Source organism: Pseudomonas brassicacearum, from assembly GCF_003732225.1.
Taxonomy (GTDB): domain Bacteria; phylum Pseudomonadota; class Gammaproteobacteria; order Pseudomonadales; family Pseudomonadaceae; genus Aquipseudomonas; species Aquipseudomonas brassicacearum_E.
On the sequence record NZ_MOBJ01000016.1, the window covers coordinates 103,131 to 126,322 of the forward strand.

Annotated in this window: 15 protein-coding genes and 1 pseudogene; 5 read left to right on the forward strand and 11 right to left on the reverse strand. The window is 61.5% G+C overall.

Translation table 11 applies throughout. From position 1 onward, the window contains the following. Nucleotides 1-32 precede the first annotated feature (32 nt). The 3 genes from BK659_RS23005 to BK659_RS23015 all read right to left on the reverse strand — a co-directional run bounded on the left by BK659_RS23005 (nt 33) and on the right by BK659_RS23015 (nt 10,167). Complete coding sequence (locus tag BK659_RS23005) at nt 33-7,298, reverse strand: Ig-like domain-containing protein (protein WP_404942544.1); 7,266 nt, start codon at nt 7,296-7,298, stop codon at nt 33-35. A gap of 113 nt (nt 7,299-7,411) precedes the next feature. Next, a complete protein-coding gene (locus tag BK659_RS23010) occupies nt 7,412-8,257 on the reverse strand; it encodes a sulfotransferase family protein (protein WP_123427356.1) in 846 nt (281 codons plus the stop codon). Nucleotides 8,258-8,574: 317 nt separating this feature from the next. Next, nucleotides 8,575-10,167, reverse strand: coding sequence for a glycosyltransferase family 39 protein (locus BK659_RS23015; protein WP_123427358.1), 1,593 nt, complete (start codon nt 10,165-10,167; stop codon nt 8,575-8,577). Nucleotides 10,168-10,338: 171 nt separating this feature from the next. Here BK659_RS23015 and BK659_RS23020 point away from each other — a divergent pair, with 171 nt between their 5' ends. Both BK659_RS23020 and BK659_RS23025 read left to right on the forward strand, forming a co-directional pair. Next, nucleotides 10,339-10,959: a phage tail protein gene (locus BK659_RS23020; protein WP_123427360.1), complete on the forward strand. Its 621-nt coding sequence runs from the start codon at nt 10,339-10,341 to the stop codon at nt 10,957-10,959. Nucleotides 10,960-11,011: 52 nt separating this feature from the next. Further along, entirely contained in the window at nt 11,012-11,323 is a 312-nt protein-coding gene (locus BK659_RS23025; protein WP_123427361.1) for a DUF6916 family protein, read from the forward strand. On the opposite strand, the gene BK659_RS23030 is transcribed toward BK659_RS23025, so the two are convergent. From BK659_RS23030 to BK659_RS23045, 4 genes are read right to left on the reverse strand one after another with little or no spacing between them, the layout of a single operon-like run. After that, the gene (locus tag BK659_RS23030) at nt 11,316-11,831 is read right to left on the reverse strand and encodes a GNAT family N-acetyltransferase (RefSeq protein WP_123427363.1); all 516 of its coding nucleotides are present in this window, start codon (nt 11,829-11,831) and stop codon (nt 11,316-11,318) included. The genes BK659_RS23025 and BK659_RS23030 overlap by 8 nt on opposite strands. Before the next feature lie 16 nt (nt 11,832-11,847). After that, nucleotides 11,848-13,944 (reverse strand): site-2 protease family protein, encoded by a 2,097-nt coding sequence (locus BK659_RS23035; protein WP_123427365.1) that lies wholly within the window; start codon nt 13,942-13,944, stop codon nt 11,848-11,850. Then, a complete protein-coding gene (locus tag BK659_RS23040) occupies nt 13,945-15,264 on the reverse strand; it encodes an efflux RND transporter periplasmic adaptor subunit (protein ID WP_123427367.1) in 1,320 nt (439 codons plus the stop codon). Beyond that, on the reverse strand, nt 15,261-16,043 hold the full coding sequence (locus BK659_RS23045) for an efflux RND transporter periplasmic adaptor subunit (RefSeq protein ID WP_123427369.1): 783 nt from the start codon (nt 16,041-16,043) through the stop codon (nt 15,261-15,263). Before BK659_RS23045 ends, BK659_RS23040 begins: the two co-directional genes overlap by 4 nt. A gap of 163 nt (nt 16,044-16,206) precedes the next feature. On the opposite strand from BK659_RS23045, the gene BK659_RS23050 reads away from it, so the two are divergent. From BK659_RS23050 to BK659_RS28375, 3 genes and pseudogenes are all read left to right on the forward strand, one after another. Beyond that, nucleotides 16,207-18,375: a PA5441 family protein gene (locus BK659_RS23050; protein WP_123427370.1), complete on the forward strand. Its 2,169-nt coding sequence runs from the start codon at nt 16,207-16,209 to the stop codon at nt 18,373-18,375. Nucleotides 18,376-18,378: 3 nt separating this feature from the next. Then, on the forward strand, nt 18,379-19,095 hold the full coding sequence (locus BK659_RS23055) for a DUF3142 domain-containing protein (protein WP_123427372.1): 717 nt from the start codon (nt 18,379-18,381) through the stop codon (nt 19,093-19,095). A 281-nt stretch (nt 19,096-19,376) separates the two neighbouring features. After that, nucleotides 19,377-19,469, forward strand: a pseudogene (locus BK659_RS28375) (NYN domain-containing protein); the annotation flags it as partial. On the opposite strand, the gene BK659_RS23060 reads toward BK659_RS28375, so the two are convergent. The 4 genes from BK659_RS23060 to BK659_RS23075 are packed head-to-tail and all read right to left on the reverse strand — an operon-like array spanning nt 19,461 to nt 23,161. Then, complete coding sequence (locus BK659_RS23060; protein ID WP_123427374.1) at nt 19,461-20,327, reverse strand: ABC transporter permease; 867 nt, start codon at nt 20,325-20,327, stop codon at nt 19,461-19,463. The pseudogene BK659_RS28375 and the gene BK659_RS23060 sit on opposite strands and share 9 nt — an antisense overlap. A 19-nt stretch (nt 20,328-20,346) precedes the next feature. Continuing rightward, nucleotides 20,347-21,207, reverse strand: a complete 861-nt coding sequence (locus BK659_RS23065) for an ABC transporter ATP-binding protein (RefSeq protein ID WP_123427376.1) — start codon at nt 21,205-21,207, stop codon at nt 20,347-20,349. Between the two features lie 5 nt (nt 21,208-21,212). Beyond that, entirely contained in the window at nt 21,213-22,238 is a 1,026-nt protein-coding gene (locus BK659_RS23070; protein WP_123427378.1) for an ABC transporter substrate-binding protein, read from the reverse strand. A 26-nt stretch (nt 22,239-22,264) separates the two neighbouring features. Beyond that, a complete protein-coding gene (locus BK659_RS23075; RefSeq protein ID WP_123427380.1) occupies nt 22,265-23,161 on the reverse strand; it encodes a TauD/TfdA dioxygenase family protein in 897 nt (298 codons plus the stop codon). Nucleotides 23,162-23,192: the final 31 nt, after the last annotated feature.

The following is a 23,192-nucleotide window of genomic DNA, read 5'->3' on the forward strand; positions in this document are numbered from 1 at the left end:
CCCCCGGGTACTGCATAATTTCAGGTTTTTATTCAGGCCTGCATTTCGCTGATGCCGACCTGTTTCAGAGCTGCAGCCAATGCCTGAATCTGCTGCTTCTCGGTGTTTTCAAGTTGTTGAAGTTGTTCGCCCAAGGTCAGCGCACCGTATACGCCGTGCAGGCCCTGTGATGCATCGCCGCCGTGCTGGATCGACCTGTCGCCGAACGCGTTGAACGAACTGTCGCCACTGTTCGATTGATGGCTGAACAGGCTCGACAGCGTGCTGCTGCCAAACACCCCGCCATCACCACCGCCAAAGCCCAGGAAGCCGTGACTGGAACCATTCCCGCCGCTGTCGCTGCTGGTGAACACCTGAGCGATATAGCTTGGGCTCAGTGCACCACGATTGATGAAAATATCCCCCAGTGGGCGGATGCCATCGCCCAGTACCCGTTGTTCGAACAGCGGTGCAAAGGTCAGCGGTGAACCGAGATTGCCGGTCGGCGGCGTGAAGACAATCGGTTGCAACGGCAGGTCTGGCGCAGTTTGCGGGGGTGCCGGATCGCGGCCCCGGAACTGCGGATCGCCGACCGAGACCACGACGGTCGGAGGTGTCACCACCGGCACCGTGTTGATTGCAAAATTGTTGGAGATCGCGACCCCAGTGCCGGTGTTACCGGCGCGGTCGGTCACATTACTGCTGTCCAGCCCGATGAAGTTGGTCGCATCGTTGATATTGGCCGTCGGGGTCAGGGTAGCGGTCCAGGTCTTGCCGCCGTTGCTGCTGCTCAGGTTGGTGAGGGTGCCATTGGCCACACTGATGTCGGACAAATCGAAATGCTTCACCGCTTCGCTGAAGGTGAAGGTCACCTGCGAGGTCTGGCCAACGCCCAGGTTCGGGTTGTCGATGACGATGGTCGCGGTGGGGCGATCACTGTCCAGGGCATAGTTGTTGGAGATGGCCAGTCCCGTTCCGGCATTGCCTGCAGCGTCGTTGACATTACTGCTGTCGAGCACAATCAGGTTGGTGGGGTCGGTCACGTTCGCCGTCGGCGTGAACTTCGCGGTCCAGGTCTTGCCTCCGTCACTGCTGGCCAGGTTGGACAACGTGCCGTTGGTCACGCTCAGATCGGACAGGTCAAAACCGCTCACCGCTTCGCTGAAGGTGATGGTCACCAGTGAAGTCTGGCCGATGCCCAACAGCGGCTTGGCGACGACGATGGTCCCGGTGGGACGGTCGGCATCGAGCACATAGTTGTTGGACAGGGCAACGGTACTGCCCGCGTTACCGGCGCTGTCCAGCACATTGGCGGTGTTGAGCATGATCTGGTTGGTGGCGTCGTTGATATTCGCGGTCGGCGTCAGGGTCGCAGTCCAGGTCCTGCCGCCGTCGCTGCTCAGCAGATTGGACAGCGTGCCATTGGCCACGCTGAGGTCGGACAGCGTGAAGCCACTGACCGTCTCACTGAAGGTGATAGTCACCAATGAAGTCTGGCCAATACCCAGCAGCGGATTGGCCACCACAATGGTTGCGGTTGGACGTTGCGTGTCGATGGCGTAGTTGTTCGAGTCGGTGGTGCCCACACCGGCATTGCCAGAGGCGTTCTGCACCCCGCTGTTGTCCAGGGTGATCAGGTTGGTGGTGTCGGTGATATTCGCGGACGGGGTAAAGGTCGCGGTCCAGGTGATGCCACCATCGCTGGAGCTGACGCTCGTCAGTGTGCCGTTGGCGATGGTCAGGTCGGCGTTGGTAAAACCGCTGACTGCCTCGGAGAAGGTGATGGTCACCGACGACGTCTCGCCCACCTTGAGTGCGTTGTCGGCCACCACGATTGTCGCGGTCGGGCGCTGGGTGTCGATGGTGAAGTTGCCCGAGTCGGTGGTGCCGGTCCCGGCGTTGCCAATCAGGTCAGCCACGCCGGTGTTGGCCAGGGTGATCAGGTTGGTGGTGTCTTTTATGCCGTTGGTTGGCGTGAAGGTGGCCGTCCAGGTAATGCCGCCATCACTGCTGCTGACCGCTGTCAGCGTGCCGTTGGGGATCGTCAGGTCGGCGTTGGTGAAACCGGTCACCGCCTCGGAGAAGGTGATGGTCACCAGCGAGGTTTCACCGGCTGCCAGCGTCGAATCGGCCAGTACGATCGTGGCGGTCGGGCGCACAGTATCGATGGCGAAGTTGTTGGAATCGGTGCTGCCGCTCCCGGCGTTGCCGGACAGGTCGGCCACGCCGGTGTTGTCCAGGGTGATCAGGTTCGCCGCATCGGTGGTGCTGGCGCTCGGAGTGAAGGTCGCAGTCCAGGTGATACCGCCATCACTGCTGCTCACGGCGGTCAGCGTGCCGTTGGCAATCGTCAGGTCGGCGTTGGTAAAACCGGTCACCGCCTCGGAGAAGGTGATGGTCACCAGCGAGGTGTCACCGATCCCCAACGCAGTGTCCGTCACCACGATGGTCGCCGTCGGGCGCACGGTGTCGATCGCGTAGTTGTTCGAATCGGTGCTGCCGCTGCCGACGTTTCCGGAACCGTTCTGCACGCCGGTATTGTCCAGGGTGATCAGGTTGGTGGCGTCGGTAATGGCGTTGGTCGGGGTAAAAGTCGCCGTCCAGGTCACACCGCCATCACTGCTGCTCACAGCCGTTAGGGTGCCGTTGGCAATCGTCAGGTCAGCGTTGCTGAAACCGCTCACCGCCTCGCTGAAGGTGATGGTCACCAGCGAGGTATCACCGATTTTCAAGGCGTTGTCGGCGACCACAATGGTCGCGGTCGGACGCACGGTATCGATGGTGAAGTTGCCGGAACTGGTGGTGCCGCTGCCCGCGTTACCGGCCAGGTCAGCCACGCCGGCGTTGGCCAGGGTGATCAGGTTAGTCGTGTCGTTGATGCCTGCGCTCGGGGTGAACGTGGCGGTCCAGGTGATCCCGCCATCACTGCTGCTCACAGCGGTCAGCGTGCCGTTGGGAATCGTCAGGTCGGCGTTGGTGAAGCCGGTCACCGCCTCGCTGAAGGTGATGGTCACCAGCGAGGTTTCACCGGCGGCCAGCGTCGAGTCGGCCAGCACGATGGTGGCGGTCGGGCGCTGACTATCGATAGCGTAAGTATTGGAATCGGTGGTCGCGGTACCGGCGTTGCCGGACAGGTCGGCAATCCCGGTATTGTCCAGAGTGATCACATTGCCGCTGTGAGTGACGCCATTCACCGGAGTCAGTGTGGCGGTCCAGGTCACGCCGCCATCGCTGCTGCTCACCGCGCTCAGCGTACCGTTGTCGATTGTCAGATCGGCGTTGGTAAAACCGGTCACCGCTTCACTGAAGGTGATGGTCACCAACGAAGTCTGACCGATCCCCAACGCAGTGTCCGTCACCACGATGGTGGCCGTCGGACGCTGGGTGTCGATGGCGTAGTTGTTCGAGTTGGTGGTGCCGCTGCCGACGTTGCCGGAACCGTTCTGCACGCCGGTGTTGTCCAGGGTGATCAGGTTGGTGGCGTCAGTAATGGCGTTGCTCGGGGTAAAGGTCGCTGTCCAGGTCACACCGCCATCGCTGCTGCTCACAGCCGTTAGCGTGCCGTTGGCAATCGTCAGGTCGGCGTTGGTGAAACCGGTCACTGCCTGGCTGAAGGTGATGGTGACCAGTGAGGTGTCGCCGATCTTCAGCGCGTTGTCGGCAACGACGATGGTCGCGGTCGGCCGCACGGTATCGATGGTGAAGTTACCGGAGTTGGTGGTGCCGCTGCCCGCATTGCCGACCAGGTCAGCCACGCCGGCGTTGGCCAGGGTGATCAGGTTGGTCGTATCGTTGATGCCCGCGGTCGGGGTAAAAGTCGCCGTCCAGGTGATACCGCCATCACTGCTGCTCACAGCGGTCAGCGTGCCGTTGGGAATCGTCAGGTCGGCGTTGGTGAAGCCGGTCACCGCCTCGCTGAAGGTGATGGTCACCAGCGAGGTTTCACCGGCGGCCAGCGTCGAGTCGGCCAGCACAATCGTGGCGGTCGGGCGCTGAGTGTCGATGGCGAAGTTGTTCGAGTCGATACTGCCGCTCCCGGCGTTGCCAGCCAGGTCGGACACGCCGGTGTTGTCCAGGGTGATCAGGTTGGTCGCATCCGTGGTGCTGGCGCTCGGCGTAAAGGTCGCGGTCCAGGTAATGCCGCCATCGCTGCTGCTGACCGCGGTCAGCGTTCCGTTGGCAATCGTCAGGTCGGCGTTGGTGAAGCCGGTCACCGCCTCGCTAAAGGTGATGGTCACCAGAGAGGTGTCACCGATCTTCAGTGCGTTATCCGCGACCACGATGGTGGCCGTCGGCCGAACAGTGTCGATGGCGTAGTTATTGGAGCTGGACGTACCCAGGCCGATATTGCCCACCGCGTTTTGTACACCGGTATTGTCCAGGGTGATCAGATTCGTCGCATCGGTGATGGCGTTGGTCGGGGTGAAGGTTGCCGTCCAGGTGATACCGCCATCGCTGCTGCTGACCGCAGTCAGCGTGCCGTTGGCAATCGTCAGGTCGGCGTTGGTGAAGCCAGTCACTGCCTCGCTGAAGGTGATGGTCACCAGCGAGGTTTCACCGATGGTCAAAGCGTTGTCGGCGACCACAATGGTCGCGGTCGGGTGCGCGGTGTTGATCACGTAATTGCCCGAATCGGTGGTGCCGCTGCCTGCGTTGCCCGCCAGGTCACTGACACCGTTATTGGCCAGAGTGATCAGGTTGGTGGCATCCGACACCCCGTCAGTCGGGGTGAACGTGGCGGTCCAGGTGATACCGCCGTCGCTGCTTGTCACCGGACTCAACGTGCCATTGGCGATGCTCAGGTCGGCGTTGGTAAAACCACTCACCGCTTCGGAAAAGGTAATGGTCACCAGCGAGGTTTCGCCGGCCGTAAGGGTACTGTCAGCCACCACAATGGTCGCGGTCGGGCGCACCGTATCGATGGCATAGTTGTTCGAATCGGTGGTGCCGGTGCCCGCATTACCGGCCAGGTCGGCGATCCCGGTGTTGTCCAGGGTGATCAGGTTGGTGGTGTCGGTGATGCTCGCGGTCGGGGTGAATGTCCCGGTCCAGGTGATCCCGCCATTACTGCTGCTGACCGCCGTCAACGTGCCGTTGGCAATCGTCAGGTCGGCGTTGGTGAAACCGCTCACAGCTTCAGAGAACGTGAAGGTGACCAGTGAGGTGTCGCCGATTTTCAGTGCGGTATCGGTGAACACGATGGTCGCCGTCGGCCGTACGGTGTCGATGGTGTAATTGTTGGACGTGCTGGTGCCAACCCCGGCTGTGCCCAGCGACACACTCTGGACCCCGGTGTTATCCAGGGTGATCAGGTTAGTGGTGTCAGTAATGGCGCTGGCCGGGGTGAGCGTCGCCGTCCAGGTCACCCCGCCATCGCTGCTGCTCACCGCGCTCAGCGTGCCGTTGGCAATCGTCAGGTCGGCGTTGGTGAAACCGGTCACCGCCTCAGTGAAGGTAATGGTCACCAGCGAAGTCTGGCCAATGTGCAGGGCGCTGTTCGCCACCGCGATGGTAGCGCTCGGTGCCGGTGCATAGGCGGTGTTCACGGTGCCGCCGTCGTTGAAGATATTGTTCACGGCCGCCACGCTGGCACCGGTACTACCGCCGCCCTGCGCCGGACCGCCGGAGCCACTGCCACCGACGTTACCGGACAGCGCCGCGAAGTTGGCGGCGGTCATCAATACCGTGCCTTTGTTCCAGATCGCACCGACGCCTTTACCGGCCGCACCACCGGAGTCGGCGGAACCGCCCAGGCCACCACCGCCACCACCGCCACCACCGGCGGCGATGTTGCCGGAAATCACCGAGGTGCCAATGACTGTCAGGGTGCCGCTACTGGCGTTGTAAATACCACCGGCAGCCGACGCCCCGGCCCTGCCGGGCTTATCCCAACCGGAGCCGCCACCGCCACCGCCGATGGAAATCGTGCCGTTGTTCGCCGTACCGCCCGCGCCACCGCTGCTGTAGTTGGCAGCCCCCGCGCCGCCCGCGCCACCGCTGCTGCTACCGCCGCGACCGCCCATGTAGTTGGGGTTGTACCCGCCACCGTTACCGCCCGTGTTGGCACTACCGCTCGTACCGCCGTACACACCCGTTCCGAAACCGGAGGTGCCACCATGACCGCCGGCTTGCCCGCCCAATGCACCGCCACCGCCGCCGCCGCCGCCGACCGCGCCACCGACGTAAGGTGAGGTAACCCCGCCACCGCCACCGCCACCCGAAGCGGCGTTGCTGGTCACGGTGACGTTCTTGAGGGTCAGGTTGCCGGCGTTGAAAATACCGCCGCCCATGGCCGCCGTGCCGTCCGTACCGGCGGCAGCACCATTGCCGGCCACCAGGCCTTGTTTGATGATCAGCCCGTCGAGGGTCGCAGTGACCCCGGAAGCGACCTGAAGCACCCGGGTCTTGTACTGACCGTTGAGGGTCACATCGGCAATGCCGTCGTGGTTCAGGTCACCTTCCACAGTGACGTTCTTGGTAATGGTCAGTTGCGCGTTCAGATTGACCGTCATGGTGGTGCTGAACGTCACCGTGTCACCCACCACGGCATCGCTCAGCGCCTGACGCAATGAGCCGACCCCGCTGTCACCGTTGTTGGTGACCGTCAGGGTCGCCAGGCTGTACTGATACGCAGCCATGGACTGGGCCGACAGCACGTTATGGCTCTCGATGGTGCCGGTGGCGATTTCCAGATCCCAGTCACCGCTCACACCGGTACGGTTGTTCGACGCGGCGATATCGCGCCCGGTAAGTTGCGCCAGCGAGTCGACAAAGCTGATGCCCTTGTCACCTGCGGCGGTGTTGCAGGCGTAGATCAGAATGTCACCGCCGACGTTCATGTCATTGCCGATGCGCGCCAGCACCGCGCTGCGAGCCGCCACGTTATCGGCCGACAGGTAAGTGTCGCCCAGCCACAAGTCGCCGCTATTGCCGTGGGCGATGATTTCCACGGTACTCACGCCGTGATGGGTATCCAGATAATCAGCGATTTGCTGCAAACCATCCTTGGTCGGGTCGAGCTGGACCACCTCGGTGCCGGGTGCCACGCCTTTGAGCAGGCTATCGGCGTCCTTGATGCGCGAGTCGACGAACACCACGCTCTGGCCGGGTACGGCGGTGGGCGTCGCAGCAGGCGCGGGCGTAGCCGCTGACGTGTTGTCCGTCTGGCCGTGGGTGTCCTTGCTGGCCACCGGGTGGTCGGCAACCGGTGCCTTGGCAGCGTCCGCCGTGGCGTGGCTGTCAGCTTGGGCGGCGGTATCGGCAACCGTGGCCGCCACTGCACCGTCGAACAGCATTCGCGGTTCCAGGGACATGATCATTGGCGATGCCAGGACGCGTGCGCCCTCCGTGACCTGCGACTTGCCTTTGCTCCACCACATGCGGCTCACCCGGACTCGAACTTTTATGACTGCGCAAATAAAAAACGCCGCGATCAACTGATCGCGGCGTCGGCTTTCATACGGATAACATTGGCAGCACTGGCTGAGCCATCGTGCCAAAAGGACAACTCTGCGTATTTGTCGAACAGGTCCGGCGGCAGGATCGTGCGCCGAGGCTCCAGTGCGACCGAGCGTTTGACCTTGTGCAGCCCCGATACCCCAAGCGCCTGATCGAATTCCGGCGCGTCATAGGCGAGGTTGTTGAAATCGTGCTCGAACCAGGGTTCGCCGATGAAATCGTAGATCAACCGCATGACCCGGTCAGGGGCCTGGCTCAGCAGGTCGTAATCGACGATCAGCAGCGAGTCGGCGTTTTCGCCGTAATAAGCCTCTTTCAACGCCGTCCAGGCAAACCCCACCAGACGATTGCGCTGCGCCAGGGTTTCGCAACGGCTGTAAACGGTATTGCGCTCGATTTCGTCGTTGAACAGTTTGGTGTTCTCGAAGGGGTTAGCGCGGTACAGACGCTCAAGGCTGTCCATCACCCAGGCGACATTGCGCACACAGGCAATGGTTTTGGCCTTGGGAAACAGTTCCCGTAGCGCAGGCTGACGCGAGCACCATTGGCGATTGGTATCGAAGATAACGGGTGTATCTGCCTGATCGGCATAGAAGGAGTCGAACAGACCGCGCAATAGACGACGGCGTAGCGGAGTGTCGATCACCGCGCCAAATTCGCTGCCGGCACTGCATTGCTCCAGGACACTGGAGAACAGCGATCCGACGGGGCTGGTCATACCGGCGTGAAACCGCGGGTTCTGCAACAGGATCGCAGAAAGCAGGGTCGAGCCTGAGCGCGGCAAGCCGGAGATAAAGTGGAACTTCTGCAATCCCTTCACCGTAGTCGTCAGTCCTTTGTAGGACAAAGCGTAGCCTACGAACTTGGATCCGACTAGTGGTGTTTTGATATCAAATCGGAGCAAAAACCCTGCGAAAGGTACGGTTGTAACAAAAGCGGGCGAAGTGAAACGTTTAAGCTGATAGATACCTTCATTTGATGCCTTGAACGTCAAAAGATCGCAGCCTACGGCAGCTCGGATTTGGGTCGATCACCCGATTGGGTTCGACACAAATCCATCGTAGGAGCTGGCGTAGCCTGCGATCTTTTGATCTTCCGATTTGCGGGTACCGAAGTTCTTCGCCGTACCCCTACACCTTATTTTTTGGGACTGTTGATAACAAACAACCGCGCCCGCGCATTGCCTGCGACTTTTTCTGTGATTTCCTGCCAACCGGCGGGCAGAGGCGCGAACTCATCAGGCTGGTCAGCGGTGCTGAACAGCCACACACGGCTCGTGCCGGGCGGCAGATCGGTGAGGTGATCGAGGTAGATCTTGTCGGCTGCCTCTTCAACCAGAGTACCGAAACCATAGGCATTCGGCCGACTGGACGTGCCGTTGGCCAAGACCGGGGTAAAGAGCCGCGGCTGGACGACGGTGCGATCGTAGTAAACGTACGGCATGTACCAGAGCAGATCGCTGATGACGACCTGATCACCTGGCTCGTAATGCTGATTGATGAATTCGACCGTCACGTTGATCTGGTCATTCGGATCGACGGTCGCGTTGTTTTTCAGGCCTACCCCTTCAACACCGACAAACAGCAGGAGTAATCCCAGGGCCAGTACTCGGAAGCCTTTTTTCAGGCCATTGACACTCAGCGCAATGATCAGTGGCAGGCCTAACGCGAAGGCTGTCACGTAGCGTTCGATGAATACCGGTGAAATGAACGACACCAGGAAAACCAGGACCAGCGGCACCACCGTGTAAATCGCCAGCAAGGCACTCCAGCGGTAGGCGCTCCGGTCACGCAGCACCGTCCACACGATGACGCCCAGCAACAGCACCGGCAGTGCGAAAAACACCAGCCTGGGCAGGAAGTCATCATCGCCCTGGATCATGAAAGTCCAGACCATGGACGGCAGGGAGCTGAGGATGACCGGATCCTCCCAGCCCACATCGCCGCTGGCCTTGAGTTCCGGCATGTGCTGAACCAGATTCAGCAGCTGCGGGACCCACGGCAGAAACAGCAGCACGATCGCCGCGTTGGTCAGCCACCAACCCGGGCGGCTGATGTGCCGCGTTGGGTTGCCCGGCTGCACACGCAGCACCAGCAAGTACAACCAGTGGGCAATCACGCACAGCGCTGTGAAATAGTGGGTGTAAAACGCGGCGGCCATCAGTAGTGCATAGATCACCAGATACCGTGCGCGCTGGGGCTGTTTGATCCAATACACCAGCGCAATCGTCGCGCCAAGCAACAACACGCCCAGCAGCGAATACATCCGCACTTCCTGGCTGTAACGCACCGCCGAAGGGAATAGCGCCAACAGCAACCCCGCCAGCAACGCCACCCGTGGATTGGCGATCAACCGTACCAGCCAGATGCCCAGTGCCACCGTGGCGATTCCCGGCAGCGCACTCAGGCTGCGAATCGAGAGAATGCCGTCGCCGAACAGCTCGATCCAACCGTGTAGCACCATGAAGTAGAGCGGTGGATGCACATCACGGGCTGCATGGAACCAGATCCCGGCCAGATCGTACTGGCTCATCAGCAGGCTGGAGCCTTCATCGCCCCAAATCGCCGCCGCCGTCAGGTCGTAAAACCGCACAAACGTCGCCAGCGCCAGAATTGGCCAGATCCCATACTCGGTCAGCCACTGAAACAGACGCGCCGAGGCCGTCAGCCGAGTGCGCGCAGAGCGCTCATCAGGCTTGCCGGCAAGCTCTGTTTCTCTACGGTATTCCATCTATCCCCCTGGGTGATCGAAAGGCCCTATAAGGCTTGGACCTTGAACTGGGTGTGGATGCTGCCCCATTCCCTGCACGCACGCAATGTAGCGGCATTCGTCTTAGCGGCTACGCTGATCGGTGGTCGGCGGACAAGCCGGCCTCCTCCAAAAAACACAGGGATAACAACCATGGAAGTGTTTACCGGAACCATCCAGACCTTCGCTTTCAACTATCCACCCAGTGGCTGGGCGTTGTGCAACGGGCAGACCATGCAAGTCGGCCAGTTCCAGGCGCTGTTCGCCTTGCTCGGCACCAATTACGGCGGCAACGGCTCGACAAACTTCATGCTGCCGGACCTGCGCGGTCGCCTGCCTCTGTGCCAGGGTTTGGGCCTGAACCTCACTCCACGGGTGATCGGCACCGCCTCCGGCGCCGAACAAACCGCCGCCACCCTGAGCAACCTGCCCATCCACACGCCCACGGCGACGGCCGTCGGCACTCCTAACCTGACCGCCACCACCACCGTCAACCTGGCCAGTGTTGCTGCCACCCCCCTGAGCGTACCCTCAACGGCCAATGCCTTTATCGGTGCCTCCAGCGGCGGCCCGGGCACGGCCAATATTTACTCCACCACACAGGGCACTGCGCCCGTGCCACTGCAAGGTGTCAGCACCAGCGTTGGCGGCACCGTCAACGTCGCCGTCTCCGTAGCGCCCATCGGCGGCGGCGTGCCCATGGACACGATGAACCCGTTCCTGGTGTTGAATTTCAGCATGTGCCTCAACGGTCTTTTCCCGTCTCGCAACTGAACGTGCTACCGGGGCCCAAGGCCCCGGTCCTTTACTTTTCTGGAGCCAGGCCATGCAGCAACAGGTCAACAGCAACCATTTCCGGCAGCTAGTGGAAAAACCCAGCGCGCTGTATCTGGAGGATGGCAGCGAACTGCCGGTGATCGTCGAATCGGTAGAGGACGTACCAAGGGCACGCTTGTCAGAGGACAGCCGAATGCCTTTTGGCGTGACCTTGAGCAGTGCGCAGCCCACCTCGTTCGTCGATGGACTCTGTGCTATCGACTTGCCAGAGCTGGGCCGTATCGAAGGCATATTTGTATCGCGCACACTGACTCTGGGACGCGACGCAAGTCGGGCGTATTTCTACATCACCTTCAACTGACCAGGGTCTGCGGCTGGCCGGGATACCAGACCAGCCGCTCGGCCGCCGGATTCTGTTCTTCTACCTGAAACCCCAGCGCCAGATAATGCTGGCGCGCATGAGGGTTGCTGGCCCAGACCACCGTCGCCACCGGGCAACGCACCTGTTCGGCGGCTTTTTGCACACCTTGCAGCACCGTACGGCCATAGCCCTTGCCTCGGGCCGCCGGAATGAACGCCAGGTACAGGACGCGAATTTCATTACTGCCAAACTCGGCGCTCAAGGCACCAATCGGGGTGTCGAGCTTCTCGACCACATAGTGCATCGCGTTGGGGAAGCGTTCCCCGGAGCCCTGCTCCTGCACCTGAAACTGCTGGGCGATGACCTCCTCGACCAGCTCGCGCTCGCCGTCGATCCATTGCAGATCGGGGCGAGCCGCATGATAGAGGCTTTCCAGAAACGGCCCGTCAGTCGTCCGCGACGGGCGCACCACCAAACCGTCGGCGGTATTGGCTTTGTTGTTCAGCATCGTGATTCTCCTTGCTCTAAAAACCACTCTCCCTCACGCCCAACGCCGCCAATCGGCGCCAGGCGGTGCCCAGCAATGATTCACTGCGCCCCTGCAATACCACCACGCCGCGCAATGGCTGCACCGGGGTGACAATGCCGTCGAGCACCTTGAGCCGCACCGCGTATTGCGCCTGCACGGGCTCGGCGCGCTGGCTCTGATCGCGGCGTACGGCGATCGGTCCGTGGTGGTCGGAGGTCAACGCTTCCTGTTCGACCACCGCCGCACCATTGGTGTCGACTTCCGTCAGCTCGACCGCCACTGCCGGGTGCATCGGGTCCTCGGCGATAAACCGCCCCGTCGCACCCGGTGCAACCCGCCACAGTTCGGATTCGGCCAGATAACCACGCAGTCGCGCGCCCTCTTCGACGACCCGAACCAGGGTGTCTTTGGGCGACAACCAGCGGCCAACGGCCAGTTGCGGCAACAGGTCGCGCACCTGGCCGGCCTGAGGCGCCCGCAGCAACAGGCGTTCGCGTTGCGCCGCCAAACCGCGATACTCGGCCACCGCTTCCGCCAGCCGTTGTTCGACGATGCCCACATCGGCGGCGGTTTCGCTGCGTCCCGCCTGACGGCGCATCTGCAATTGCTGGATCTCGATTTCCCGACGCACAATGGCCTGACGCGAGTCCAGGTCCGGCGACTCCAGCTCAATCAGCACATCACCCTGAGCGACGACCTGCCCGTCACTGACATTCAGCTGTTTGACCCGTGCCGCCACCGGCGCATGCAAGGCACTGACGCGGCCAGCCTCTAACATGCTCGGCAATTCGACCGCGCTGCGCCACGGCAGCACCAGCACGACAATCAGCGTCAGCAACCCCAAACCACTGAGCAACGCCCGCGGCGCATGGGCCTGTTCGCGGCGGCTCCACCATTCGCGCCACTCGCGCACAATCGGCAGGAAGATGAACCACACCAGCTCAACCATCATCAGGAAGATCCCCAACAACTTGAAGAACAGGTGATACACCGCCAACGCAATCCCGAAAAACAGCACCGCACGCCACAGCCACGAGCCGTATCCCCACCACAGCAAACGCCGCTGCATCGCCGGCGACCAGGGCTCCGGCGCCGGTTCGCCATAGCCGAACAACGCCTCGCGCAATCGCCAGCGACACAAGGCGAATGCCCGGCCCTGAAGGTTGTCGACCTCCCAGAAGTCGCTGAGCAAAAAATAACCATCGAAGCGCATGAACGGGTTCAGGTTGACCGCAAGCGTAGTGAGCCAGGTGGCGCTGGCGAGCATGAACGCCGCCGTACGCACCGGTCCGTCCGGCAACAGTGACCAGGCGAGTAAGGCGATACACGCCAGCAGCAACTCGGCGAGCACCCCGCCGGCACCGATCAGCAAGCGCGCGCGACGATCATTGACCCGCCAGGCGTCGCTGACGTCGGTGTAAAACATCGGCAGCAACACCATGAAGGCCACGCCCATGCTCTGCACCCGGCAGCCGGCGCGCTTGGCCATGAAGGCATGGCCGAACTCGTGGCAGAGCTTGGCGAAGAACAGCGCCACCCCAAACGCCAACGCGCCGCCAAGGCTGAACAAGTGCGGGAACGTCGCAATAAACCGCTGCCAGTCCCGCGACACCAGAAACACGCCCAGGCCCAGGGTCAGCGGCAAGCCATAGCGCAACGCACCGGGGCCAAAACGCGCGAGCCATGGCCACGCGCGATTGAGGAAAGCGTCCGGGCGCCACAGCGGAATCCGGAAGAACAGGTATTGGTGCAGCAAGATTTGCCAGACACTCTGACGTTGCGCGGCGGCCTTGATGCCATAACTGGCGCGCTGTTGCGGGTCGAGGGCGGAGATCAGGTCGTGGGCGCGCAAAAAACTCAGCAACTGCTCAAGCTCCGTGACGTCCAGCGGCAAGCCCGGTTCGCGATTGGCGGCGCTCAGTACTTGCTCGGGATCGCCCAAAGACCAATGACGCAGCAAGCGCATGGCGGCTGCACCGAGTTTGAAGTAGCGCCCGCGTAGCGGGTCGGCCAAGGTCCAGCGCGGCGACCCGTCCAGCGCCGGAGCGGCCATCTGCAACTGTAAATCGGCACGCAGGCTGGGCAATCTCATCTAGAGACCTACGCTTTGGCGCAAACCGGCCAGCGGCTTGCGCAACAGGTACAGCGCCAATGGCGCGCGATCCCCGAAGATTTTCGCCGTACCGCGCAAGCCGATACGCGGCGGCGCGGTCTCGAAACTGGCGTCAAGCCGATACGCCAACTGGCCGCCGGCCGTCGGTTGCGCTTCGTAAGCCGAGCGTTCGAGTCTGGCCGAATGCCGTTGCAACGGATCGCTATCAAGAAACAGCGCCACCTGCGCGCCCGGTTCCAATGCAATCGCATCGCCGATCGCCAGTTCGATACGCAATTCCGCCTGGTTCGGGTCAGCGATTTCCATCAGCCGCTCGCCGGTCTGCACCGGTTTGCCGGTCCAGCGTTCGGCGTCGGCGAACACCGCAATGCCGTCGCGCTCGGCACGCACTTCGCTACGTTTGAGCAGCTCGCGGGCGTAATCGCGCTCGGCGCGTTTCTGCTCGACGCGTGCGGCCAGCAAATCAATTTTCGAACTCGATTCGGCGTCGGCAAAGGCGCGCTGGGCATTGGCCTTGAGCTCAGCTTGCGCCACGCCCAAGGCACGGTCGGCGACATCGGCCTGAGCTTTGAGCGTGGTGCCTTCGAAACGCAACAACAGGTCGCCGGTCTTCACGCTCTGGTTAGGTTTGACCAAAAACTCGGCGATCACCCCGTCCAGCGGCGCCGTCACCACCCGACCGCCGAGTGGCACGACCTCAGCCGGCGCCAACACCGACTGGCGTACCGGGATCAACAAGCCCAGCACCAGCAGCGCCGCCAAGGCGAGTTGGCGTTTGCGGGTCCAGCGCAGGCGCCACGGTTGACGCGGTTGTAGCGCCAGCCAGGCGTGGCTGAAGGTGTCGCCCAATTGCGACAACAGCACTTGCTCGGACGGGTTCCAAGGAACATCGCGAGCCAGCCACAAACCGCCGAACACCTGGCCCTGGCGATCAATCAACGGCAGCCAGAACACCTGCGCTGCCGAAAGACTGTGCCAGTCGGCCTGAATCGGCCCGCTCAACGATGTGGCCGGTATGACTCGCGCCTGTTTCACCAGGTCGAGCTTGAACAACTGCACCACCGCTTGCTCGACGAACGCTACAAACGGCGCATTCGGCTCCACGGCACTGACACCGGTGATCGCCCGCACCTTGCCGGCGATCAACAGCGCCGCATGGCGAAAGCCGAACAAGGATTGGCCGTCATTGGCCAGGCTGTAGGCCAGTTGTTCGGTATTGCGGGCGGCGCGAGTCTGGCGCTCCAACTCCAGAAAGCGCGCGAAGACCTGCTCGGCGCCGCCGGCGACGGGCGCGTTCACTTGAACTCCGCGAAGCGCGCCGTGCCGCTCATCCCAGCCAGCAAACCGCTGGCGTTGGGCAGCGTTGCGACCAACAGCAGGGTCTGACTGCCTTCATCGATCCGCGCACCGAGACGCTTGACCGTGGCATCGAGTGGCTGGCCGGTTTCATCGGGAATGAAGCTGAAAGTCTGCCCGGGCTTGAGTTTGCCCATCCAGCGCGAGGGCACCAGCAGGTGGATTTCCAGGCTGCGGTTGTCGACGATGTCCAGCAGCGGCGCACCGGCGGCAACGCTTTCATAGCGCTGAACCTTGCGTTCGACGACCTGGCCGTCAAACGGTGCGACCACGCTGCAGCGTTTGACCTGAACCTGATAAACCTGAGATTGCGCCTGGGTTTCGCTGAGTTTGGCTTCGGCTCGCGCCACTTCAAAGCGCCCGACCGAGTTCAACGCCGCGAGCTGTTTGTTGTGGGCCAACTCTTCGCCGGCACCACGGTTGGCGGCCTGCGACGCATTGAGCTGAGCTTGATAGGCCGAGCAATCGAAACGCGCCAGAGTGTCGCCCTTTTTGAAGGATTCACCTTCGCTGAACGGCAACTCGACAATTCTGCCGGACAGTTCACTGGCAAGTACTGCTTGATCGCGAGCGCGCAACACACCGCGTGCTTCACTACTGGTTGCGGCATGACTGCCTGTGGTGCTGCTTTCCAGCAGCGGATCGTCTGGCACGGGGGTTTGCGCCTGTGCCACGCCTGCCAGCCCGATCAAACCTAAAGCCAAACCACGAAAGCGCTGCATAGCCGTGTCTCCCTGACAGATGAGCGGAGTCTAAGACAGCTTCGACAAGCGTCAAGCAATTAGCCATCACTGCCCGAAATTGCGGCTCGGCATTGCTAAATTGAGACCAGCGCGCGGTATGATCGCGGCCTCGATTTCAGCGTTTGCGGATTAAGGACAATTCATGCGTATCGGTCTTCTGTCGCCCCTCGTTCTGGCACTTGCCACAACCTGTGCACTCCCGGCCCACGCCAGCTACGATCAGGACGCCTGCACGCCTGAACTGTCGCTCAGCGGTGACGGCCACTGCAATAACGTGCCGTTCCTCAACCCCGGCAACGACAGTCGCGCCAATTTGCGCTTGTTGCTCTCGGATCAGGGCGCACTGGCGCTGAACCCGGCACCGCTGAGTGATTTCGAGCGTGAAGCCGGTTACGGCCCGGTGCCGTTCGACCTTGCACGTCTCGACTCACCTTCAGCGCCTGCACCGACGCCACCCCCTGAAACGACCCCGGTTTCAGTACTCGATGAGCCACTGCGCCAACTCGGCATCAGCCGTGAAGCCTCGACCATTGCCGGCGATCAGTTCATCGAAGGCGAAGGCAGCCGCTGCCGCAGCAACAGTACAGAAAGCGCCGCAGCGTTCCTCGCGCAACTGCTGAAAACCACTCAGCTGCCCGCCGAAGAACGTCAAAGCCTGGCGCAAAGCCGCCTCCAGATGCTTGCCGCGTGCAGTTGGGAAACCGATCAGCTGAACAGCCTGTTACCCGCTTCAATCACCTCGGAACCGGGCAAGGCCTTCCTCACGTACCTGCGCGGTGCGGCGCAGTTCTATGGCGGCCAGTTCGCCGAGGCAACACAAACCTTCGCCAGCCTGAACCACAGTGATCAACCCTGGCTCAAGGAAACCGCGCTGTACATGGCGGCGCGCATTGCGCTCAACGCGGCCCAGCAAAACGCTTTCGACGAGATGGGTCTACCGACGCTCGAGCATGTGGATAACGCGAACCTGCAATTGGCCGAAAGCGGTTTCGAGACTTATCTGAAAACTTATCCACAGGGCGAGTACAGTGCGTCGGCCAAAGGCCTGATCCGCCGAGTGCACTGGCTGGCCGGCGAGGATCAGAAACTCGCCGACGACTACGCCTGGCAACTCACCCAGGCCAGCGACGCCCAGCGCAACAAAACCCTGCCGGAACTGGTGGAAGAGGTCGACAGCAAACTGCTGACCCAACCGGACAATGGCATTCAGGCGCCACTGCTGCTGGCGGTCAAAGACTTGCTGAGCATTGGCACTTACCAGACGCCTTTCAACCTCAAGGCGCTGCAAGCGCAAAAAGCCCTGTTCGCCGAGCAACCGGCACTCTACGACTACCTGCAAGCGGCGGTGTTGCTGCACCTCGAGAAAAATCCCGAGCAGGCACTGAAAGTCCTCCCGAGCAGCGTCCCGAACAACCTCGACTACCTTGCCTTCAGCCAGCAGATGCTGCGCGGCATCGCCCTGCATGAACAGCAGAAATGGCCGGAAGCTGAAGCCCTGTGGCTGGAGTTGCTGGCCAAGGTCAAACAACCGTTGCAGCGCGAACAGGTCGAACTGGCGCTGGCTTTCAACTACGAGCTCAGCCAGCGACTCGGCAAAGTGTTCGCCGCCGACTCACCGATCAAGACCCCCGCCGTGCGCTATCGCCTACAACGGCGGGTGGCCGACGCGCCACTGCTGCGTCAGCAATTCAACCAGGGCGCAGACGCCACCGAGCGCAACAGTGCGCTGTTCGTGTTGCTCTACAAGGAGTTGCTGCGCAGCCAGTACGCCGAGTTTGCCGAAGACTTCAAACAGCTGCCGGCCGAGCCGTCGACGGACAAACTCGGTGTGAGCATTGGCTATTTCTACAGCACCGGCCAACCGCTGACGATGTTCCGCTGGCAGGGCGACAAGGCTGAATCGGGTTACCACTGCCCGAGCATCGCCGAGATTGCTGCGACTCTTCAGGCGGACGGCAAAACCCCCAAAGGCCTGAACTGCCTGGGCGAGTTTATCCTGCGCAATGACCTTGATAGTGCACCGCTGGAAGCCAAACCCAATAAATCCGAACTCGGCGCCACGGCGTCACCGTTCAAAGGCGAGATTTACTCCCGACACGACGGTTATCGCCAGGTCATCGACAACGCCAAAGCGCCGAAGGAAGACCGCGCTTACGCTCTGTTCCGCGCCATCAACTGCTATGCGCCCTCGGGCAATAACAGCTGCGGCGGCAAAGACGTCGAACCCGCTGTACGCAAGGCCTGGTTCCGCCAGTTGAAAAGCGGTTTTGCCGACACCCAGTGGGGCAAATCGCTGCAGTACTACTGGTAATCCATGAGGGATTTTCTGCAAGGCCTGGCGCTGCTCGCACTGCTGGTCAGCACCCCGGCCTTTGCGGTGGTCGACGCCCGCGACTACAACGCCTTTTGGCTGTGGAGCGGAGTCAACACGCAACCGGTGCTGGCCCAGGCGAAAACCTTGTACGTGCTGCAAGGACAGATCAGCGAATCACGCCGCACGCCACAGCGTGGTGTGCGCTTCATCGCCCAAGGCATCGCCATCCCGCGCCTGACTCAGGGCGAGGTCTGGGTGACCTACCGCGCCCACACCCTGCGCTGGCCGGAACCGGTCTATCAGCAATTGCTGGGGCAAGTTCAGCGCTGGCAACAGGCGGGCAACCCGGTGGTCGGTATCCAGATCGACTTCGACGCCCGCACCCGCTACCTCGACGAATACGTCAGCTTCCTCAAAGACCTGCGCCAACGCCTGCCCGCCCACTATCGCCTGAGCATCACCGGCCTGATGGACTGGAGCAGCCACGCCGATCCGCAGGTGATCGGCCAGCTCAAAGGCGTGGTCGACGAAGTGGTGGTGCAAACCTACCAGGGCCGCCACAGCATCCCCAACTACGCCGCCTACCTGCCGAGGCTCAATAGACTCGGCTTGCCGTTCAAGGTCGGGCTGATTCAGGGTGGGGATTGGGAGGAGCCGGGGTATTTGAAGGACAGTGAGTGGTTTCGTGGGTATGTGGTGTTTTTGCAGAATCGGTAGGGTGGCTATATGGCACGAACGCAACTGTAATACGGGCTCATAAAACCGAGTTCATTGTGACTTGACGCCAATGGCCTGCTAAGGCAAAAACAACCACCAGCGGGTGCTGGAGTGTCGGCCATCCCCGCAACATCTCTTTGTCAGGTAGCAGTTGACGTCAGTGTCAACTCGACTTAGCATCGGCCCCACTACTCAACCCCGTACGCAGTGATTCAGTTCGCTGGCAGTTGGGGTGAAAAAACCGGCTCCGGCCGGTTTTTTCGTTTCCAGGGATTGGAATTGTGCGCACAGCTTTCTTCGTCGACGGTTACAACCTTTTCTATGGCCTGCTGGCGGGTACTGCTAGCCGCGATCAAGCGCTACCGTCAGCGCTGCATCCCCCAACGCTTCACCGTCACTCGCTCCAGAGTGTCGAACACCAGGTTCTCCACCAGTAATCCGATGAGGATCACCACCGCCAGCCCGGCGAACACCTTGTCGGTGTACAACTCGTTGCGGTTCTGGAAGATGTACCAGCCCAAGCCACCCTTGCCACTGGTGGCGCCGAACACCAGTTCAGCGGCGATCAGTGTGCGCCAGGCGAAAGCCCAGCCGATTTTCAACCCTGCGAGGATCGACGGCAGCGCCGCAGGGATCAGGATGAACAGCACAAACCGGATGCCCTTCAGGCCGTAGTTGCGACCGGCCATGCGCAAGGTTTCCGAGACCCCGAGAAACCCGGCGTAAGTGTTCAAGGCCAGAGCCCAGAGCACCGAATGCACCAGCACGAAAATCAGGCTGTTCTGCCCCAACCCGAACCACAGCAGTGCCAACGGCAACAAGGCAATCGCCGGCAATGGGTTGAACATCGAGGTCAGGGTGCTCAGCAAGTCGCGTCCGAACCGGGTCGACACGGCCAGCGTGGTCAAGGCAAATGCCAGGACGATACCGATCAGATACCCCTTGAGCAGCACCACCAGCGAAATCCCGACCTTGCCCAGCAACTCGCCACTGAGTAGTCCGTCGTACAGCGCATGGCCGGTTTGCAGAAAGCTCGGCAGTAACAGGTCATTGTTTTGATAGCGGGCGACGGCTTCCCAGAGCAGCGCCAGCAGTATCAGGATCAGACTTTTACGCAACCAGCCCTGTTGCCAGAGACGCTGACCAAGAGGCAGTTCGCGCTCCAGCGCAACGCTCGACAGGGGCTGCAACTCAACTTCGTATTCTTGACGCACAGGTGATGAATGGCTCATCGGGCATTCCTCCAGCCGCTCAATAAGCGATGCGGATATCGTTGAAATCCAGTTCGAGTTCGTTCTCGGCAGACTGGCCTTCATCGAACAACAGCCGATGAATGCGCCGTGCCGACTGTTGAAACGCCACGCCGCCAAGGCTGTGCAAATCGTATTGATGGCTGTGGATTTCCGCCCTCACTCGACCGGGATGGGGCGACAGCAACAGGATCCGGTTACCCACCACCAGCGCCTCTTCGATGGAGTGGGTGACGAACAACAGGGTGAAACGCACCTCCTCCCACAGCAGCAATAATTCCTCCTGCATCTTGCGCCGGGTCAGCGCGTCGAGCGCGGCGAACGGTTCATCCATCAGGAGGATTTTCGGCTGCATGGCCAAGGCCCGGGCAATTGCCACCCGCGCCTTCATGCCACCGGACAAGGTGTGTGGATAGGCATCGGCAAACGCCGCCAGACCGACCTTGTCGAGGTAGTGCAACGCCCGCTCTTCAGCCTCGCGACGCTTGAGGGTTTTCGACGCCAGCAGCGGGAACATCACGTTCTGTTTGACGGTTTTCCACGGCGGCAGCTGATCGAATTCCTGGAACACCACAATCCGGTCAGGCCCCGGCGCACTGACGACCTGCCCTTGCAGGCGGATCTGCCCTTCATAGGGCGCAATGAACCCCGCAACGGCCTTGAGCAAGGTCGACTTGCCGCAGCCGGATGGGCCGAGCAACACAAAACGATCGGCGGGATCGACTTCGAAGCTAACCTGATGCGTTGCCCGCACCACGCGTTGCGGCGTGCGGTATTCGAGGCTGACGTTATCGACCGCCAGCAACGCCTGCGTGCTGGCGATCGGGGTGCTGGCCGTGTGGCCTTGCAAGGGGGCGTTCATGGCGATCAGCTCCCTTGCAGCGGCTTGGCGTCCTGGAAGAAGTAATCCTTCCACGAATCCGGCTTGTTCTTGATCGCGCCGACGCGGTAGAGGAATTCGGCCAACGGATACGTGTTTTTCGGCGTGACGCTGAATTCGAACTGCGGGTTGTCGATGATTTTCAGCAACGCGGCACGGTCGATTTTTGCCTTGGTCACACGCAGGTACGTATCAGCCGCCGCGCCCTTGTCGTTCTGGGCGAACTCGGCCGCTTCGGTCAGGGCCTCGATGAAGGCCTTATAGGTTTTCGGGTTCTCGTTGCGAAATTTTTCGGTGGCGAACAGCACGGTCGGCGAGTTCGGCCCCAGCAGGTCGTAGGTGTTGAGCACCACATGGACGTTGGGGTTTTCCAGCGCCTGATCCTGGAACGGCGGGTTGGAGAAGTGCCCGGTCAGTTCGGTGCCGCCGGCGATCAATGCAGCCGTGGCGTCCGGGTGAGGGACGGCGATGGTGTACTTGTCGAGGCGATTGAACTCCTTGTCACCCCACTGTTTGGCAGCCGCGTACTGGAGGAACCGCGACTGCACGGAGACCCCAACCGCCGGCACCGCAATACGATCCGTCTCGGTGAAATCGGCGATGGTTTTGACCTTCGGATTGTTGCTCACCAGGTAGTACGGGAAGTTGCCGAGCGAGGCCACGGCCTTGACGTTCTGCTTGCCGTGAGTGCGGTCCCAGATGGTCAGCAACGGGCCGACACCGGCACCGGCAATGTCGATGGAACCCGAGAGCAACGCGTCGTTGACCGCCGCACCGCCAGAGAGCTGAGTCCAGTCGACCTTGATGTCGATGCCCTCTTCCTTGCCGTGCTTCTCGATCAGGTTCTGGTCGCGGACCACATTGAGCAGCAGGTAAACGATGCCGAACTGCTCGGCGATGCGGATTTCGCCTTCGGCGTGAGCCACAGTCGGCGCCACCAGACTCCCGGCGAGCAGGCTGAAACCCAGACCGATGGCGGCGGCCAGCGGCGCGAATGGAATACGTTTGGACATGGCAGGTATCTCCGAAATGCAGCCGATCAGAAAGGCGCGTCACCCTGGATGGTGGTGCGGTAGAGCTTGCGGCGCAGATGGCTCGGGCAACCGGCGGCCAGGTGAATCAGCGAGCGGTTGTCCCAGAACACCAGGTCGTGGGGCTGCCATTGATGGCGATAGATGTTTTGCGGCAACACGCTGTGGGCGTAGAGCTCGGCCAGCAGTTGCCGGCTTTCGTCTTCCGGTAAACCGACGATGCGGGTGGTGAACCCTTCGCTGACGAACAATGCCTTGCGGCCGTTTTCCGGGTGAGTGCGAACCACTGGATGCACCACTTCGTTGACCTGAGCGAGCTGCTCCGGGGTCAAGGTCGGGCGCCAGTTGCCTTCGAATTTGCTCTCGCTGTAGCGTGCGGTATAGGAGTGCGCGGCAGAGCGTCCTTCGACAGCTTTGCGCAACGCTTCAGGCAGGTTGTCCCAGGCTTTGTGCAGGTCGGCAAACAACGTGTCGCCGCCTTCGGACGGCAACTCCTGGGCGTGGAGCATCGAGCCCAGGCTCGGCAGTTCTTTATAGGACAGGTCGGAGTGCCAGAACTTGCCAGCGTCACCGAGGCCGATGGCTTGGCCGTTTTCGATGATGTTGGAAACGATGAGGATTTCCGGGTGATGGGTCAGCAGAAATTGCTTGAGCACGTGAATCTGCAACACACCAAAACGGCGGCTGAAAGCGATCTGCTGTTCAGGGCTGATGCGCTGGTCGCGAAACACCACTACGTGATGATCCAGGTGTGCGCGATGGATGCGCGCGAAGTCCTGGTCGTTGACCGGCAAGGCCAGGTTCAGGCCAATGATTTCAGCGCCAACAGCACCGCTGAACGGGCGGATCTCGAAGGATTGCGGCGCGAGGGTCGCGGCGCTTGGCAAAGCGGACAGTACAGGCATACATCACTCCCACGCAGAGCACGCTCAATGG